At 66.1% G+C, this 13982-nt stretch carries 19 protein-coding genes; 3 read left to right on the top strand and 16 right to left on the bottom strand.

The window, feature by feature from the left end; genetic code table 11:
- Positions 1–190 precede the first annotated feature (190 nt).
- A complete protein-coding gene (locus tag BZF59_RS10100; RefSeq protein ID WP_086608120.1) occupies positions 191–700 on the top strand; it encodes a hypothetical protein in 510 nt (169 codons plus the stop codon).
- Positions 697–1386, top strand: a complete 690-nt coding sequence (locus BZF59_RS10095; protein WP_086608119.1) for a Crp/Fnr family transcriptional regulator — start codon at positions 697–699, stop codon at positions 1384–1386. The genes BZF59_RS10100 and BZF59_RS10095 overlap by 4 nt, the downstream gene beginning before the upstream one ends.
- 39 nt (positions 1387–1425) lie before the next feature.
- On the opposite strand, the gene BZF59_RS10090 is transcribed toward BZF59_RS10095, so the two are convergent.
- The 16 genes from BZF59_RS10090 to coxB all read right to left on the bottom strand — a co-directional run bounded on the left by BZF59_RS10090 (position 1426) and on the right by coxB (position 13122).
- Positions 1426–1863 (bottom strand): hypothetical protein, encoded by a 438-nt coding sequence (locus BZF59_RS10090; protein WP_086608118.1) that lies wholly within the window; start codon positions 1861–1863, stop codon positions 1426–1428.
- A gap of 71 nt (positions 1864–1934) precedes the next feature.
- Positions 1935–2381 carry a molybdenum cofactor biosynthesis protein MoaE gene (locus tag BZF59_RS10085; protein WP_086608117.1) on the bottom strand — a complete coding sequence of 149 codons (447 nt, stop codon included), beginning with the start codon at positions 2379–2381 and terminating at the stop codon, positions 1935–1937.
- Positions 2381–2620, bottom strand: a complete 240-nt coding sequence (locus tag BZF59_RS10080; RefSeq protein WP_086608116.1) for a MoaD/ThiS family protein — start codon at positions 2618–2620, stop codon at positions 2381–2383. The genes BZF59_RS10085 and BZF59_RS10080 overlap by 1 nt, the downstream gene beginning before the upstream one ends.
- A 4-nt stretch (positions 2621–2624) precedes the next feature.
- On the bottom strand, positions 2625–3692 hold the full coding sequence (moaA, locus tag BZF59_RS10075) for a GTP 3',8-cyclase MoaA (RefSeq protein WP_086608115.1): 1068 nt from the start codon (positions 3690–3692) through the stop codon (positions 2625–2627).
- A complete protein-coding gene (locus tag BZF59_RS10070; RefSeq protein WP_086608114.1) occupies positions 3652–4035 on the bottom strand; it encodes a Rossmann fold domain-containing protein in 384 nt (127 codons plus the stop codon). Before BZF59_RS10070 ends, moaA begins: the two co-directional genes overlap by 41 nt.
- Positions 4007–4393, bottom strand: a complete 387-nt coding sequence (locus tag BZF59_RS10065; protein ID WP_086608113.1) for a dihydroneopterin aldolase — start codon at positions 4391–4393, stop codon at positions 4007–4009. Before BZF59_RS10065 ends, BZF59_RS10070 begins: the two co-directional genes overlap by 29 nt.
- Before the next feature lie 55 nt (positions 4394–4448).
- Positions 4449–5348 carry a class I SAM-dependent rRNA methyltransferase gene (locus BZF59_RS10060; protein ID WP_086608112.1) on the bottom strand — a complete coding sequence of 300 codons (900 nt, stop codon included), beginning with the start codon at positions 5346–5348 and terminating at the stop codon, positions 4449–4451.
- Positions 5348–6763, bottom strand: coding sequence for a threonine synthase (gene thrC, locus BZF59_RS10055; protein WP_086608111.1), 1416 nt, complete (start codon positions 6761–6763; stop codon positions 5348–5350). Before thrC ends, BZF59_RS10060 begins: the two co-directional genes overlap by 1 nt.
- Positions 6764–6773: 10 nt before the next feature.
- Entirely contained in the window at positions 6774–7337 is a 564-nt protein-coding gene (locus tag BZF59_RS10050) for an SURF1 family cytochrome oxidase biogenesis protein (RefSeq protein ID WP_086608110.1), read from the bottom strand.
- Complete coding sequence (locus BZF59_RS10045; protein ID WP_245806102.1) at positions 7334–7708, bottom strand: DUF983 domain-containing protein; 375 nt, start codon at positions 7706–7708, stop codon at positions 7334–7336. Before BZF59_RS10045 ends, BZF59_RS10050 begins: the two co-directional genes overlap by 4 nt.
- The gene (locus BZF59_RS10040) at positions 7708–8577 is read right to left on the bottom strand and encodes a cytochrome c oxidase subunit 3 (RefSeq protein WP_086608108.1); all 870 of its coding nucleotides are present in this window, start codon (positions 8575–8577) and stop codon (positions 7708–7710) included. Before BZF59_RS10040 ends, BZF59_RS10045 begins: the two co-directional genes overlap by 1 nt.
- Positions 8578–8607: 30 nt before the next feature.
- The gene (locus BZF59_RS10035) at positions 8608–9207 is read right to left on the bottom strand and encodes a cytochrome c oxidase assembly protein (RefSeq protein WP_086608107.1); all 600 of its coding nucleotides are present in this window, start codon (positions 9205–9207) and stop codon (positions 8608–8610) included.
- Positions 9207–9338, bottom strand: a complete 132-nt coding sequence (locus BZF59_RS16490) for a hypothetical protein (RefSeq protein WP_281251653.1) — start codon at positions 9336–9338, stop codon at positions 9207–9209. The genes BZF59_RS10035 and BZF59_RS16490 overlap by 1 nt, the downstream gene beginning before the upstream one ends.
- On the bottom strand, positions 9335–10261 hold the full coding sequence (locus tag BZF59_RS10030; protein ID WP_086608424.1) for a heme o synthase: 927 nt from the start codon (positions 10259–10261) through the stop codon (positions 9335–9337). Before BZF59_RS10030 ends, BZF59_RS16490 begins: the two co-directional genes overlap by 4 nt.
- Positions 10262–10340: 79 nt before the next feature.
- The gene (ctaD, locus tag BZF59_RS10025) at positions 10341–12053 is read right to left on the bottom strand and encodes a cytochrome c oxidase subunit I (RefSeq protein WP_086608106.1); all 1713 of its coding nucleotides are present in this window, start codon (positions 12051–12053) and stop codon (positions 10341–10343) included.
- 37 nt (positions 12054–12090) lie between these two features.
- A complete protein-coding gene (coxB, locus tag BZF59_RS10020; RefSeq protein WP_086608105.1) occupies positions 12091–13122 on the bottom strand; it encodes a cytochrome c oxidase subunit II in 1032 nt (343 codons plus the stop codon).
- Between the two features lie 245 nt (positions 13123–13367).
- Here coxB and pyrE point away from each other — a divergent pair, with 245 nt between their 5' ends.
- Positions 13368–13949, top strand: coding sequence for an orotate phosphoribosyltransferase (gene pyrE / locus BZF59_RS10015; protein ID WP_086608104.1), 582 nt, complete (start codon positions 13368–13370; stop codon positions 13947–13949).
- The last annotated feature ends 33 nt before the right edge of the window (positions 13950–13982 follow it).

Below are 13982 nucleotides of genomic sequence, written 5' to 3'. Positions count from 1 at the left end.
TGCCACACCATCCGAACAGCAATGCGAGGCTAGCGCGGATGCAGCCCCGTAAAGAAGGCGAGCCGTTAGAAGAAAGGCTGCGTCAAGTCAACGCCTGAGCAGCGATCCTGTCGCCAAAAAGTCGAACTGTCGGCGGTGTCGGCTGTCTTTGCCATTTGCGGGTGTCATGATAACAGGACATGGGATCACCATGCGAGCACACCGGCACAAAATCTGGATTTTCTCGGCGCTACCAGCGCTGCTGGGCGGCTGCGCGCAGGGCGAGGATGCCTATCCTTCGCTCGCGCTGCGCCCGTTCGAACGCGGCGAGCTGCTGCCTGCACCGCTCCCGACGCCTGCGCCTGCCCCGATTCGCCCGATCACCGACGCTGCCAGCCTCGCCGATCTGATGGCCACGATCACCGCTGCCGATACCGCCTTCCAGCGCCGCGAGCCCGAGGCGGGCCGACTTGTGCGCGCGGCTGCCGGGCAATCCTGGGAAAGCGGTGCGCGCAGTGCCGCGGTGGTGGCGCTCGCCGATCTCGATGCCGAGCGTGCCAAGACAGCCACAGCGCTCGCCGCGATCGATGCGCTGGTGGCGCAAGCCGCCACGGCGCTCGCTCCCGAGCCTGAGCTGGTCGAAGCGCAGGGTCAGGCCGCAGCGCTGCTGGCACGGCAGGATGCGGGAATCGCGCGGCTGTGGCAGGTGATGGGGTCATGAACCTCGCCTGCGCCACCTGCCCGGTCAAGGAAACCGCAGCCTGCGCGGTGCTGACACCGGAAGAACGCGACGCCATGGCCGCCGCCGGGCGCACCCGCACGCTGAAACGCGGCGAGATGCTGTTCGCCGCGGGCGACGAGGAAGCCGCCTGCGCGACTCTGCTGACCGGAGCGCTCAAGGTCTCGGCGGTCGATGTCGATGGCAACGAGCAGATCCTCGCGCTGGTCCACCCGGCAGGCTTCATCGGCGAGCTGTTCGCGCCTTTTGCGCATCACGATGTCGTCGCGCTGACCGAAAGCCGCCTCTGCACCTTCGCGCGCGCCGATATCGAACGCGCGATCGAGGATTACCCCGCCCTTGCCCGCGCGCTACTGCGCCGCAGTCAGGCCGATCTGCTTGCGACCCGCAACCTGCTTGAACTCACCGGCCACGCCAGCGCCGAGGCGCGGCTGGCCGCCCTGCTCCACGATTTCGCCGCCGCCGCGAGCGACAGCTCGTGCCACCTCGCGCAGCGTTTCGAACTGCCGCTGACCCGCGGCGAGATCGCCAACATGCTCGGCCTCACGATCGAAACCGTCAGCCGCAAGCTGGGCGAGCTGGAAGACATGGGCGCGATTCTGCGCGAGGGGAAACGCGGGATCGCCCTGCGCAACCCCGAATTGCTGCACGAAATATCGGGGCGGTAGCGTGGGAGTGGGCCACCGCCCCGAACCAAACCCTTCGCGTCAGGCGACCACCGCCGCGATCACCGCCACCGACAGACCCCAGACCACCAGCAGCACCGGCAGGATCAGCACCTGAATGGTCGCGTCCTTGGCGGCCAGCCGCCCGGTGTGGGTCATGATCCCGCGCGCACCGAACTCGCCGATGGTCTGCGGTTCGGAGGTGTTCCCCGCCAGCCGGGTCCAGATCGCCGGGACGCCGAAGCCAGCGACGATGAACACCACGAAAATCGCCATCGGGATCGCCAGCACCGGATTGGCAAAGGCGCTGCCGACCACCAGCAGAAAGCCGAGATAGCCCGCCACGGTCGCGGCGTAGAGCGCGCTCGGCAGGCCGAAATTGCGGTCGGTCTCGACCTGGTGACGCACCGGCGCTTCGGCGGGAGCTGGAACGATGCGCGCGTCGCCGCTGGCAAGAAGGTCGTGAACGATGTGGCTCATGGGACAATCCTTTCCTGTGTCGGAAAGGGATTTACCCTGCGTGGCGCGCCTCTGCTTTGACCGGGATCAAATCACGCCTGCCAGCGGGCGAGATCGGCATGATCCTGCGTCCGCGGTTCGATCCAGTGCCAGCCATCACCGCGCTTCTCGCGCTTCCAGAACCACGCGGCGCTTTTCAGGTGGTCCATGCAGAAGTCGACCGCATCGATGGCGTCGCGGCGGTGGAGCGCGGCCGCCGAGACGCAGACGATCGGCTCGCCCGGGCGCATCATACCCACGCGGTGGACCATGAGGAGACCCATCAGGGTGAAGCGTTCGAAGGCGCGGTCGGCCAGCTCATGCATCCCCGGCAGGGTGAGCGGCTCGTAATGCGTGAGTTCGAGCGCCTCCACCCCCTCGTCATACCGCACCTCGCCCACGAAAGTGCACACCCCGCCCAGCCCCGGATTGGCCTGCGTGAAGGGGCCAATCAGCGTGCCGGGGATGAACATGTGGGGCAGCAGGCGGATGTCGCGCATCAGCCCCCCGATACCGGCGGGAGCAGCGCGATCTCGTCGCCCGCCGCAGCCTGCAAGCCGGGCTTGTCTGCGATCAGCGCGCCGTTCACCGCCACGCGGTTGCGCGGATCGGCCAGCGCTTCGGCAACCGCCGGGGGCAGCGCGGCCTTCAGCCCCTCCCACCCGAGCGGCGCGGGTAGCTGTAGCGAGGGCGCGCCTGCCAGGTCGGCGAGCTTGCCGAGGAAGACCACGGTGACCACCCGCTCAGCCCCCCGTCATCGACATGTGCCGCGGTAGCGCCGGGGCGGCCCCGCGCGTGTCCATGCGGAAGTGGTGCTTCTCGGGCTTGATCCGCAGCGCCTCGTCCAGCGCGGCGGCGAGGTTCGCGGGCGGATCGTCGGAGCGCAAGGCAGCGCGCAGATCGACCTGCTCGCCCCCGCCGAGGCAGGGGTAGAGCTGGCCGGTTGCGGTCACCCGCAGCCGGTTGCAGCCTGCGCAGAAATTGCTGGTGTGCGGGGTGATGAAGCCGAGCCTGCCGCCGGTCTCGGCGATGTCGACATAGGTCGAGGGGCCGCCGGTGCGATGGTCGCTCTCGGTCAGCGTCCAGCGCTGTTCCAACTTGCTGCGCACCTGATCGAGCGGGAGGTACTGGTCGAGCCGCTCCTCCTCGACATCGCCCAGCGGCATCACCTCGATCAGCGTCACGTCGTGACCCTCGCCGTGACCCCATGCGATCAGGTCGGGCAGTTCGTCCTCGTTGACGCCCTTCAGCGCCACGGCGTTGAGCTTCACCTTCAGCCCCGCCGTCTTGGCCGCGGCGATGCCCTCCAGCACCTGCGACAAGGCGTCGCGGCGGGTCAGCTCCGCGAATTTTGCCCGGTCGAGCGTGTCGAGCGAGACGTTGACTCGCCGAACCCCCGCCTTGACCAGCGCCTCGGCATGTTCGGCAAGCTGTGTGCCGTTGGTGGTCAGTGTCAGTTCGGCCAGGTCATGCCCCAGCCTGCGCCCGAGCGCGGTGAACAGGTCGATGATGTCACGCCGCACCAGCGGCTCACCGCCGGTGATGCGGATCTTGGTGACCCCGCGCGCGATGAAGCCGGTGGCGAGATCGTAGAGCTCCTCAAGGCTCAGCACCTCCTTCTTCGGCAAGAAGGTCATGCGCTCGGGCATGCAATAGGAGCACCGGAGGTCGCAGCGGTCGGTGACCGAGAGGCGCAGATAGGTGATGCGGCGCTGGAAGGAATCGACCAGCGGCGGCGGCGCGGCCTCAGGGTCGCGCAGCAGGATGAGGTCAGGCTTGCGAGGCGCGTTCGTGGGCACGTGCGATGTCATGGCACACCAGATACTGCCCTGTCACCCCGGGCGCATCTGCCAAAAATCGCAAGGTCGCCGCCAGCGCTTCTCCGGGCCGCCCTGCGACCACGTTCACGCGGCGGGGCGTCGCCTCGCGCGCCAGATCGCGGGCCAACGCCAGCCGCCAGTCGCGGTGGTCGTAGGGCGCGGGCGGCAGGACGATCACCAGCGCGGTGGTGGCAGGCTCTGCCAGCAGAGCTCGCGCCGGTTCGAGGTAAAGCGCCATGAAAGCAGTTGCCGCATCCAGCGCGGTTTCGGGCAGCAGGCCGACGTCGAGCTGGCGCTGCACCCGGTCAGCCCCCGTGGTCTGTGCGCCGCTCACGGTGGAGCGTGATGCCGATCTGTTCGTCCGCCTCGGCAATCGCCAGCTTGACGATCTTGACCGTCACCGCCTCTACCCGCGCATCCTGCACGAACAGGGTCTCGCAAATGTGATCGGCGACCGCCTCGATCAGCTTGAAGTGCACCCCCTGCGGCAGCCCGGCCGACGCGGCGAACTTCAGGTCCATGTAATTCTTGGACGCCTCCAGCGGCGTATCGGGCTCGTAGCGATCCGCGACCTTGTAGCGCGCCGCAATCGAGATGCGCAGCGGCTGGGGCTTGCCGGTCTCCTCGGAATAGATGCCGGTGAGGACATCGACGACGAGATCGTTGACTTCGAGGGTAAGGGTGTCGGTCATTGCCGCGCGCGTTGGCAGGATGGGGCGCACAAGTCCAGTGCCCGAGGCGGGCCCGTCAGGGATTGCTCCACCGCGCGAAGATTGCGGTTGGCAACAGGCGAGCGCCCTCCCCCTCCTCGCGCACGGCAAGGTCGCCATGTTCGATCCGGCCCGGCAGGTGGCTGAGCGCCTCTTCGAGCAGGCCGGCAATCGCGAGGCTGCTCATGCGAACGGCATAAACGGTGAGGAACAGGAAGCGGCTGTCCGCATCGAGCAAACGGGCGCAATCGGTGACGAGGCCGGGGAGATGCTCCTCCAGCCGCCACACCTCGCCCTCCGGCCCGCGCCCGAATTTGGGGGGGTCGAGAATGATCCCGTCATAGCGCCGCTCCCGCCGCACCTCGCGCGCGGTGAACTTGGCGGCATCGTCGGTCAGCCAGCGGATCGGGCGCTCGGCCATGCCCGACAGCGCGGCATTCTCGCGCGCCTGAGCGACCGACTTTTTCGACGCATCGACATGGGTGACGCGGCCATGCTGCGAGAGTGCCAGCGTGCCGAGGCCGGTGTAGCCGAACAGGTTCATCGTCTCGGCCGCGTCCATCCCGGCGAGCCGCGCGCGCATCCAGTCCCACACCGGGGCCATGTCGGGGAAGAATTGCAGGTGCCGGAAGGGCGTGGGGCGTGCGGTGAAGCGCACCTCGTTCCACGCCAGCTCCCAGCCATCGTCGGGCAGGCGGTTCTGCATCTGCCCCGAAAACTGCCAGCGCCCGCCGCCGTCCTCGTTCGAGCCGGGGATGAACTCGCCCGCCGCCTGCCAGTTGTCGATCCGGGGCTGCCACAGGGCCTGAGGTTCGGGGCGGATGAAGCTGTAGGGGCCGAAACCCTCCCACTTGCGCCCCGCGCCGCTATCGATCAGCCGGTAGGAGTCCCAGCCGGTGCATTCCATCACCAGCGGTTGCTGGACGAGGGTTGCCATTACCCTGCCGCGCCTGCGCCCGCCGCGTGGCCGAGCACATGATCGCGGGTGGTGGCATAGTCGCCGGCAAGCTCGACGAAGCTCTCCTCGCGCCCGAACAGATCGCCGACGCGCGCCGGGAGCGCGGGGCGCACGCCGATGGCGCGCTCGACCGCGTCGGGGAACTTGGCGGGGTGCGCCGTGGCGAGCGTAACGATCGGCACGCCCGCAGGAACGGCGTCGGCAAGCGCCTGAGCACAGTGAAGGCCGACCCCGGTGTGCGGGTCGATCACTTGCCCGGCCGAGCGGTAAGCCCATTGCAGCGCACGCGCGGTTTCGGTCTGGTCAGCGCGGGCGCTGGTAAACAACGCCGATGCGCCTTGCGCTTGGCGGTTAGTGAGCTGCATGGCCTTGGACGCCTCGAAAGCGCGCATCTGCTCGCCCATCGCGGTGCCGTCGCGCCCGCCCGCGTCGAACAGCAGACGTTCGAAGTTGGAAGACACCTGAATGTCCATCGAGGGTGTGATCGTGGCGGTCACCCCGCCCGCCGAATAGTCACCGCTCGACAGCGCGCGGTGGAGGATGTCGTTGATATTGGTCGCGACGATCAGCTTCTCGATCGGCAGCCCCATCTTCGCTGCGACATAGCCTGCAAACACGTCTCCGAAATTGCCGGTCGGCACCGAATAGGCCACCGTCCGGTCAGGCGCACCGAGTTGCAAGGCGCTGGCGAAGTAATAGACCACCTGCGCCATCAACCGCGCCCAGTTGATCGAATTGACCGCGCCGAGATTCAGCGTGGCGGTCACGTCGGCGTCGTTGAACATCCGCTTCACGTGGGCCTGCGCGTCGTCGAAGCTGCCCTCGATCGCGAGGTTGTGGATGTTGGGCGCGCGCACCGTGGTCATCTGGCGGCGCTGGACATCGCTGACGCGGCCGTTGGGGTGGAGCATGAAAATCTCCACGCGCTCCAGCCCGGCGACCGCCTGAATGGCAGCGGAACCCGTGTCCCCGCTGGTCGCGCCGACGATGGTGAGGCGTTCGTCGCGCCGGGCGAGGAAGGTCTCGAACAGCCGCCCGAGCAATTGCAGCGCCACGTCCTTGAACGCGAGCGTCGGCCCGTGGAAGAGTTCGAGCAGCCAGTGCTGCTGATCGAGCTGCACCAGCGGGGTGACGGCGGCGTGGCCGAAATCGCCATAGACCGCGTGGCAGAGAGCGAGCAACTCGTCCTCGGTCAGACTGCCCGCGACGAAGGGCGCCATGATCCGCGCGGCAAGATCGGGATAGGCGAGGCCCCGCATGGCGCGGATCTCGTCTGCGGTGAAACGCGGCCATTCGACGGGGAGATAGAGACCCCCATCGCTGGCGAGGCCCGCGAGCGTTGCTCCTTCGAATTCCAGCGCCGGTGCGCTGCCGCGTGTCGAGACATATTGCATGGGCGGCGGACTAGCGCCGACGGCGACGCAATGCCAGCACGTAGATGACCAGCGCCGTCAGCGCGAAAAAGAACCACTGTCCGGCATAGGCGAGGTGATTGTTAGGCAGATCGCCGGGATCGGGCTTGGCCATCGGCTGCAACCCGGCAAGCGGCGGGTCGGCGACAAGGCGCGGCCCGGGAGCGATGATGCCGCTGACGGTGCCTCCGGTGAAGGCGGGCGCGGCAATGTCGCGGGTATAGCCGAGATCGACCGGAACGGTCGCGTCGTCGCTCACGATGCACCATGCACGCTGCACCCAGCCCTTTTGCCCCGTCGCCGAGGTGCCCGATACCGCCTCGATGCGCTCGGCGCCGAGACAGGTCAGAGCGCTACGTCGGAACAGCACCGCTTCACCCGCACCACCCAAGGGAAAGCCGACGGTTTCGCTGCTTCCTGCCGCCGCTTCGTAGCGCGCCAGCAGCACCTCCTTCTCGGCTCTGCGCCCCAGCTGCCAGATGCCCAGTCCAATCATCGTGGCGACGGCCGCCAGCACGATGATAGTGGGAATGATCGGCACGCGGCGGACGGTCATGGCTGCTGGCTTTCCTCGAATTGGTGATAGACCCACATCGTCTTGTAAAACCTGAGGCCAAAGACGACGCTGCCCACCGTCGCCGGCCCCCAGAACAGGAAGCTCGCCCACAGCGGCGGCTTCAGCCATTCGTCGACCGCCAGCGCGGCGAGGATCAGCGCCAGCGCCAGCAGCATGGTGATCACCCCGACGAACCGCCCGCCCCGCTCCAGCTTGCGGAAATCGAGGCCGCACTGCGCGCATTGCTCAGCCAGAGCGGCAGGCGCGGTGAACAGCGACTTCGCGCCGCAGCGGGGGCACAAACCGGAAAGGGCAGCCGAGACGAGTCCCGGCTGCCCCTTCTGTTCACTCGGACTTTCGTCCGGACGCATCAGTGGAATTCAGCGCCCCAGCCGCCCCACACGTAGATGGCGACGAACAGGAACAGCCACACCACGTCGACGAAGTGCCAGTACCACGCCGCCGCTTCGAAGCCGAAGTGCTGGCGCGGGGTGAAGTGGCCGAGATAGGCGCGGTAGAGGCAGACCGCGAGGAAGATCGTCCCGATCAGCACGTGGAACCCGTGGAAGCCGGTCGCCATGTAGAAAGCGCTCGAATAGGTATTGCCGCCGAAGCCGAAGGGCGCGGCGCTGTATTCGTAGGCCTGAATGCAGCTGAACAGCGCGCCCAGCGCGATCGTGGCCCACAGGCCCTGCTTGAGGCCAGTGCGGTCGCCGTGGATCAGCGCATGGTGCGCCCAGGTCACGGTGGTGCCCGAGCACAGCAGGATCAGCGTGTTGAGTAGCGGCAGCGCGAAGGGATCGAGCACTTCCATCCCTTCAGGGATGAACTGCGCAAGCGCGCCCTCTGTGCCGAACAGGCTGGTCGTCGCGCCCGTCGCCGCGTCATATTCGAGCGGGCTCGGGAACAGCGCGAAGTCGAAGAAGCTCCAGAACCAGCCGACGAAGAACATCACTTCCGAAGCGATGAACAGGATCATGCCGTAACGCATGTGAAGCTGCACCACCGGGGTGTGGTCGCCGCGCTGGGCTTCGACCACGATGTTCTTGAACCACATGAAGAAAGTCGCGATCAGGCCCGCGAGACCTGCCCACATGACGAAGCTGGAAGCGGCTCCAAAGACTTCGGGGTGGAAGCTCAGCACCATGCCGCTGGTGAAGGTGAGCGCCGAAAACGAGCCGACCAGCGGCCAGATATCGGGTTCGAGGATGTGATAGTCGTGGTTTGCCTTGCCAGCCATGTGGAAGTTCCCGTCCCTGGGTTTAGCGGATCAATTCGAGCTCCGGGGCGCCGCGGCTTGCGACGTCTCGGAACGGTGGAAAGTGTAGCTGAGGGTGATCTGTTCGACACCCTTCATGTTCGGATCGTCCAGCATCGCCGGATCGACGAAGTAGAGCACGGGCATGATCACCTCCTGCCCGGGCTGCAGCGTCTGCTCGGTGAAGCAGAAGCACTGGATTTTGTTGAAATACTTGCCCGCCTGCTCCGGCTCGACATTGAAGGTCGCCATGCCGGTGATCGGGAAATCGCTGTCGTTGCGCGCGACATAGGTCGCGATGTCGCGCTCGCCGATGGTGACGGTGTCGGTCGGCTGCGTCGGCCGGAAGGTCCAGGGCATCCCCATTGCCGCGGTCGCGTCGAAGCGGATCGAGATCTTCTGCCCGGTTACGCCCGCCGCAGCACGCGCCGCGTCACTCTCAGTCGCGGTCATGGTCGTGCCGCCAAAGCCGGTCACCTGACAGAACAACCGGTAAAGCGGCACCGAGGCATAGCCGAGGCCGAGCATCGCCAGCGCGCCCGCAAAGGCGATCAGCCCGGTGCGCAGATTGCGCCGGGCGGTATCGTCGTTGAGGGGCGCGGCAGACGCCATCAGCCCTGCCCTCCGATGCGGACCATGGTAATGGCGTAGAACAGCACCACGAAGAACAGCAGCGTCCCCGCGACAACCCAGTTGCGCGCCCTGCGACGGCGGATAAATTCGCGCTCTTCCTCGGGGGTCATGCGATCAGCCCCTGATAGGCCGCCACACGGTCTGCCACCAGCGCGGCGAACAGCACGAAAAGATAGACGATGGAGAACTTGAACAAGCGCTTTTCGGGCAGCATCGCGTCCGTTTCGGCCCGGCTGCGGGTGAAAACGGGCAGCGCCAGCAGAAGGAAGAGCGCCGAAAGCACCACCGCGACCGAGCCATAGATCCAGCTCGTCCCGGCAATCCACCACGGCGCGACCGCGATCGGCGCGAGCAGCACGGTGTAGCCCATGATCTGGCGACGCGTGGCGCGTTCGCCCGCGACCACCGGCAGCATCGGGATACCGACCTTTTCGTAATCGGTCTGCACGAACAGCGCGAGCGCCCAGAAGTGCGGCGGGGTCCAGAAGAAGATGATCGCGAAGAGCAGGATCGGCATCGCGGTAATCTCGCCCGTGACGGCGACCCAGCCGATCAGCGGCGGAAAGGCGCCCGCGCCGCCGCCGATGACGATGTTCTGCGGGGTGCGCGGCTTCAGCCACATGGTGTAGATCACGGCGTAATAGATGATCGCGCCGAGCAGCAGCGAGGCCGCCAGCCAGCCCACCGCAAGGCCCATCAGCCCCACCGACACCGCCGACAGGAAAATCCCGAAATCGCGCGCATCCTCGCGCCGCATCCGGCCGCCAGGCAGAGGGCGGCTCATGGTCCGCTTCATCCCGGCGTCGATATCGGCTTCCCACCACATGTTGAGAACCGCCGACCCGCCCGCGCCCATCGCGATGGCGAGGATCGCGGTGAAGCCGATCACCGGGTGGATGCTGCCGGGGGCCGCGAGCACACCGCAGATCGCGGTGAAGATCACCAGCGTCATCACCCGCGGCTTGGTCAGCGCGAAGAAATCGCGCCATTCCGTGGGCATCATCGCAGGTGTTGTGGTTGCGCTCGTGGCCATGCTCTTGGTTTCCATCGGCAAGGAGCGCAGGCACTGACCTGCGCTCCCTCCTTATGTCATTCTCCGGTGAGGGAGCTGATCACGCCGTCGCCGGACGGTGATCGTGGTAGTCCATGCTGTCGGTGATCACCGGCAGCGTTTCGAACTGGTGGTAGGGCGGCGGGCTCGGCAGGGTCCACTCGAGCGTCGTCGCGCCTTCGCCCCACGGGTTGGCTTCGGCCTTCTTGCCGGCGACCAGCGCGTAGAGGATGTTGACGAAGAAAAACACCATCGAACCGGCCATGATGTAGTACCCGTAGGTGCTGATCTCGTGCCAGAAATGGTAGGCTTCCGGATAGTCGGGATAGCGACGCGGCATCCCCTGCATCCCCAGGAAGTGCTGCGGGAAGAAGATCACGTTCACGCCGACAAAGAAAGTCCAGAAGTGGATGTGCGACAGCAGCTCGGAATGCATCCGCCCGCTCATCTTCGGGAACCAGTAGTAAAAGCCCGCGAACATCGAGAACACCGCGCCCATCGACAGCACGTAGTGGAAGTGCGCGACGACATAGTAGGTGTCGTGCAGGTTGTCGTCGATCCCGCCATTGGCGAGCACGACGCCGGTCACGCCGCCCACGGTGAACAGGAAGATGAAGCCCATCGACCAGACCATCGGCGACTTGAAGCTGAGGCTGCCGCCCCACATCGTCGCGATCCAGCTGAAGATCTTCACGCCGGTCGGCACTGCGATCACCATGGTCGCCGCGGTGAAGTACATCTTCGTGTTCACGTCGAGACCCACGGTGTACATGTGGTGCGCCCAGACGATGAACCCGACCACGCCGATCGCGACCATGGCGTAGGCCATGCCGAGATAGCCGAACACCGGCTTGCGGCTGAAGGTCGCGATGATCTGCGAGATCATGCCGAAGCCCGGCAGGATCATGATGTAAACTTCCGGGTGGCCGAAGAACCAGAACAGGTGCTGGTAGAGCACCGGATCGCCACCGCCCGCCGGGTTGAAGAAGGTGGTGCCGAAGTTACGGTCGGTCAGCAGCATGGTGATGGCAGCAGCCAGCACCGGCAGCGCCAGCAGCAGCAGGAAGGCGGTGACCAGAACCGACCACACGAACAGCGGCATCTTGTGCAGGGTCATGCCCGGCGCGCGCATGTTGAAGATGGTGGTGATGAAGTTGGTCGCACCCAGGATCGAGCCTGCGCCCGCAAGGTGCAGCGAGAAGATCGCGAAGTCGACCGCCGGGCCGACCGAACCGCTGGTCGACAGCGGCGCATAGACCGTCCAGCCCGTGCCGGCGCCCGGCCCGGTGCCACCGGGGACGAAGAGCGAGAACAGCAGCGAGAAGAAGCCCGCCACGGTCAGCCAGAAGCTGACATTGTTCATGCGCGGGAAGGCCATGTCCGGCGCGCCGATCATCAGCGGGACGAACCAGTTGCCGAAGCCGCCGATCATCGCCGGCATGACCATAAAGAAGACCATGATGAGGCCGTGCGCAGTGATGAACACGTTCCACATGTGGAGCGCGGTGTTCACGTCGCTCGCGCCGCCCATCAGCTGCGCCCACCAGCCGAGATACTGGATGCCCGGCTCGGCCAGTTCGACGCGCATGATGCCCGAAATCGCACCGCCAACGATCCCCGCGATAATCGCGAAGATCAGGTACATCGTGCCGATATCCTTGTGGTTGGTCGACATGAACCAGCGGGCGAAAAAGCCCGGCTTGTGGTCCGCGTGATCGTGGGCGTCATGCCCATGATCGTGGTGGGCATCGAAGCCTTCTGCGGTGGTTGCCATGGTCAGCTACTCTTCTCGCTTCTTGATCTTGTCGTGTTCAGTTTGCCGCAGCCGGAGCCGCTTCGGGCGCAGCCGGAGCGGCAGCAGCCGCTTCCTCGCCGGGCATGGAGCCGCCTTGCGCGCGCACCCAGGCAGCGAATTCGGCCGGGGGCAGCGCTTCGACGGCGATCGGCATAAAGCCGTGACGCGCGCCGCACAGTTCCGAACACTGGCCGTAATAGACGCCCGGCTCGGGAATGGTGAGCAGCTTCTCGTTCAGACGGCCCGGAACGGCGTCCATCTTGAACCACAGCGATGGCACGGCAAAGGCGTGGATCACGTCGCTGGCGGTGGTCTGGATACGCAGCGGCACGCCAGCGGGCACGACCATGCGGTTGTCCACCGCCAGCTGACCGGGCTCGCCGCGCTTCACCGCTTCGGCCGGGTCGAGCATGTTCGAGATCACCTCGATATCGCCGTGGTCGGGATAGGTGTAGCCCCAGTACCACTGATAGCCGGTCGCCTTGATGGTGACCGCGTCAGCGGGCGGGGTTTCATATTGGCGGGCCAGCAGCGTGATCGAAGGGACAGCGATGATCACCAGAATGATCACCGGAACGATCGTCCAGATCACTTCGATCGCGGTGTTGTGCGTGGTCTTGGAAGCGACCGGGTTGGCCTTGCGGTTGAAGCGCATCACCACATAAAGCAGCAGGCCCAACACCAGCAGGCTGATCGCGGTGATCACCGGCAGCAGGACGTAATCGTGCATCCCCAGCGCATATTCGCCGTTGGCGGTGTACTGATCCTGGAAGGTCATGCTCTTGAGCGGATCGTCCTCGTAGGAGGTCGGCATGCCCTTGCCCTCGGTCGGAGCCATCGGGATGTAAGCACCCTCACCCGCAGGCGCGGCCGACGCTTCAGCCGGGGTCAGATTGCCAACGCCCGCTTCAGCGCCGGGCGCAGTCTGAGCGCCTACGACCTGAACGGCCTCGGCCACAGCGGGAGCGGCGGCATCCTGCGCCGCCACGCTCAGCGGCGCAAAAGCCGCAAGTCCGGCTGCCAGCAGCGCCAGAATTGAATTTTTCATACGGGTGTGCCTCTGACCCATGAGAATGTGTCCAAATGGTTCGAATCTGATCCCATACCGCCTGTCGCTTCTGGCCCCTCGGACCCGCTCCAGATGGCGTCTGGCCAGCCCATAGGCTTGCCTGAACCTTGCCCTTAGCCGCGCTTGCCGAGGGCCTCAAGCGCTTCTAGGGAGAAAATTATGCAAGCCGCCATGTGGCAAGCGCAAGTCGGCCATTTCCCCAACGTTTTCCATGAGGAAGCCCTGTGACGCAAAAAGAAGTTCTCGCCGAATTCCGCCAGTCGGGCGCGCTGCTCGAAGGCCATTTCAAGCTGTCGTCGGGGCGGCACAGCGGGCACTATCTCCAATGCGCGCGGGTGTTGATGAACCCCGCACGCGCCGCGCGGCTGGCCGAGGCAGTGGTGGCGGGCATCCCTGCCGAGGTGCGCGAACAGGTCGATGTCGTCGTCTCCCCGGCGATGGGCGGGATCATCATCGGCCACGAAGTCGGCCGGGCACTGGGCAAGGACGCGCTGTTCCTCGAACGCCCGGACGGCGTGTTCCACCTGCGCCGCGGCTTTGCTCTCGAAAAGGGCGCGAAGGTGCTGATGGTCGAGGACGTGGTCACCACCGGCCTCTCCAGCCGCGAAGCCATCGCAGCGGTCGCCCGCGAAGGCGGCGAGGTGATCGCCGAATGCGCAATCATCGACCGGTCTTGCGGGTCGGTCGATCTGGGCGTGCCCTTCTACCCGCTGCTCGCCATTGATTTTCCGACCTATGACGAGAATGACATCCCCGCGAGCCTGGCGGCCGTAGAAGTGACGAAGCCCGGCAGCCGGAAGGAATAGCCCTGACCCACTCCCCCCGCCCCCTACGCCCCA

This window comes from Erythrobacter donghaensis, from assembly GCF_002155425.1.
GTDB lineage: Bacteria > Pseudomonadota > Alphaproteobacteria > Sphingomonadales > Sphingomonadaceae > Erythrobacter > Erythrobacter donghaensis.
This window is presented reverse-complemented; position numbering and strand designations above follow the sequence as displayed.

What these genes read in the sequence shown, in the direction of transcription:
- ctaD (WP_086608106.1), bottom strand. Translation starts at nt 12,053, where the DNA reads ATGGCAACCACCGCAGAAGGCTTCGATGCCCACCACGATCATGGGCAT.
- BZF59_RS10095 (WP_086608119.1), top strand. Translation starts at nt 697, where the DNA reads ATGAACCTCGCCTGCGCCACCTGCCCGGTCAAGGAAACCGCAGCCTGC.
- BZF59_RS10045 (WP_245806102.1), bottom strand. Translation starts at nt 7,708, where the DNA reads ATGCGTCCGGACGAAAGTCCGAGTGAACAGAAGGGGCAGCCGGGACTC.
- BZF59_RS16490 (WP_281251653.1), bottom strand. Translation starts at nt 9,338, where the DNA reads ATGACCCCCGAGGAAGAGCGCGAATTTATCCGCCGTCGCAGGGCGCGC.
- BZF59_RS10030 (WP_086608424.1), bottom strand. Translation starts at nt 10,261, where the DNA reads ATGGCCACGAGCGCAACCACAACACCTGCGATGATGCCCACGGAATGG.
- moaA (WP_086608115.1), bottom strand. Translation starts at nt 3,692, where the DNA reads ATGACATCGCACGTGCCCACGAACGCGCCTCGCAAGCCTGACCTCATC.
- coxB (WP_086608105.1), bottom strand. Translation starts at nt 13,122, where the DNA reads ATGAAAAATTCAATTCTGGCGCTGCTGGCAGCCGGACTTGCGGCTTTT.
- BZF59_RS10090 (WP_086608118.1), bottom strand. Translation starts at nt 1,863, where the DNA reads ATGAGCCACATCGTTCACGACCTTCTTGCCAGCGGCGACGCGCGCATC.
- BZF59_RS10085 (WP_086608117.1), bottom strand. Translation starts at nt 2,381, where the DNA reads ATGCGCGACATCCGCCTGCTGCCCCACATGTTCATCCCCGGCACGCTG.
- BZF59_RS10060 (WP_086608112.1), bottom strand. Translation starts at nt 5,348, where the DNA reads ATGGCAACCCTCGTCCAGCAACCGCTGGTGATGGAATGCACCGGCTGG.
- thrC (WP_086608111.1), bottom strand. Translation starts at nt 6,763, where the DNA reads ATGCAATATGTCTCGACACGCGGCAGCGCACCGGCGCTGGAATTCGAA.
- BZF59_RS10035 (WP_086608107.1), bottom strand. Translation starts at nt 9,207, where the DNA reads ATGGCGTCTGCCGCGCCCCTCAACGACGATACCGCCCGGCGCAATCTG.
- BZF59_RS10050 (WP_086608110.1), bottom strand. Translation starts at nt 7,337, where the DNA reads ATGACCGTCCGCCGCGTGCCGATCATTCCCACTATCATCGTGCTGGCG.
- BZF59_RS10040 (WP_086608108.1), bottom strand. Translation starts at nt 8,577, where the DNA reads ATGGCTGGCAAGGCAAACCACGACTATCACATCCTCGAACCCGATATC.
- BZF59_RS10065 (WP_086608113.1), bottom strand. Translation starts at nt 4,393, where the DNA reads ATGACCGACACCCTTACCCTCGAAGTCAACGATCTCGTCGTCGATGTC.
- BZF59_RS10100 (WP_086608120.1), top strand. Translation starts at nt 191, where the DNA reads ATGCGAGCACACCGGCACAAAATCTGGATTTTCTCGGCGCTACCAGCG.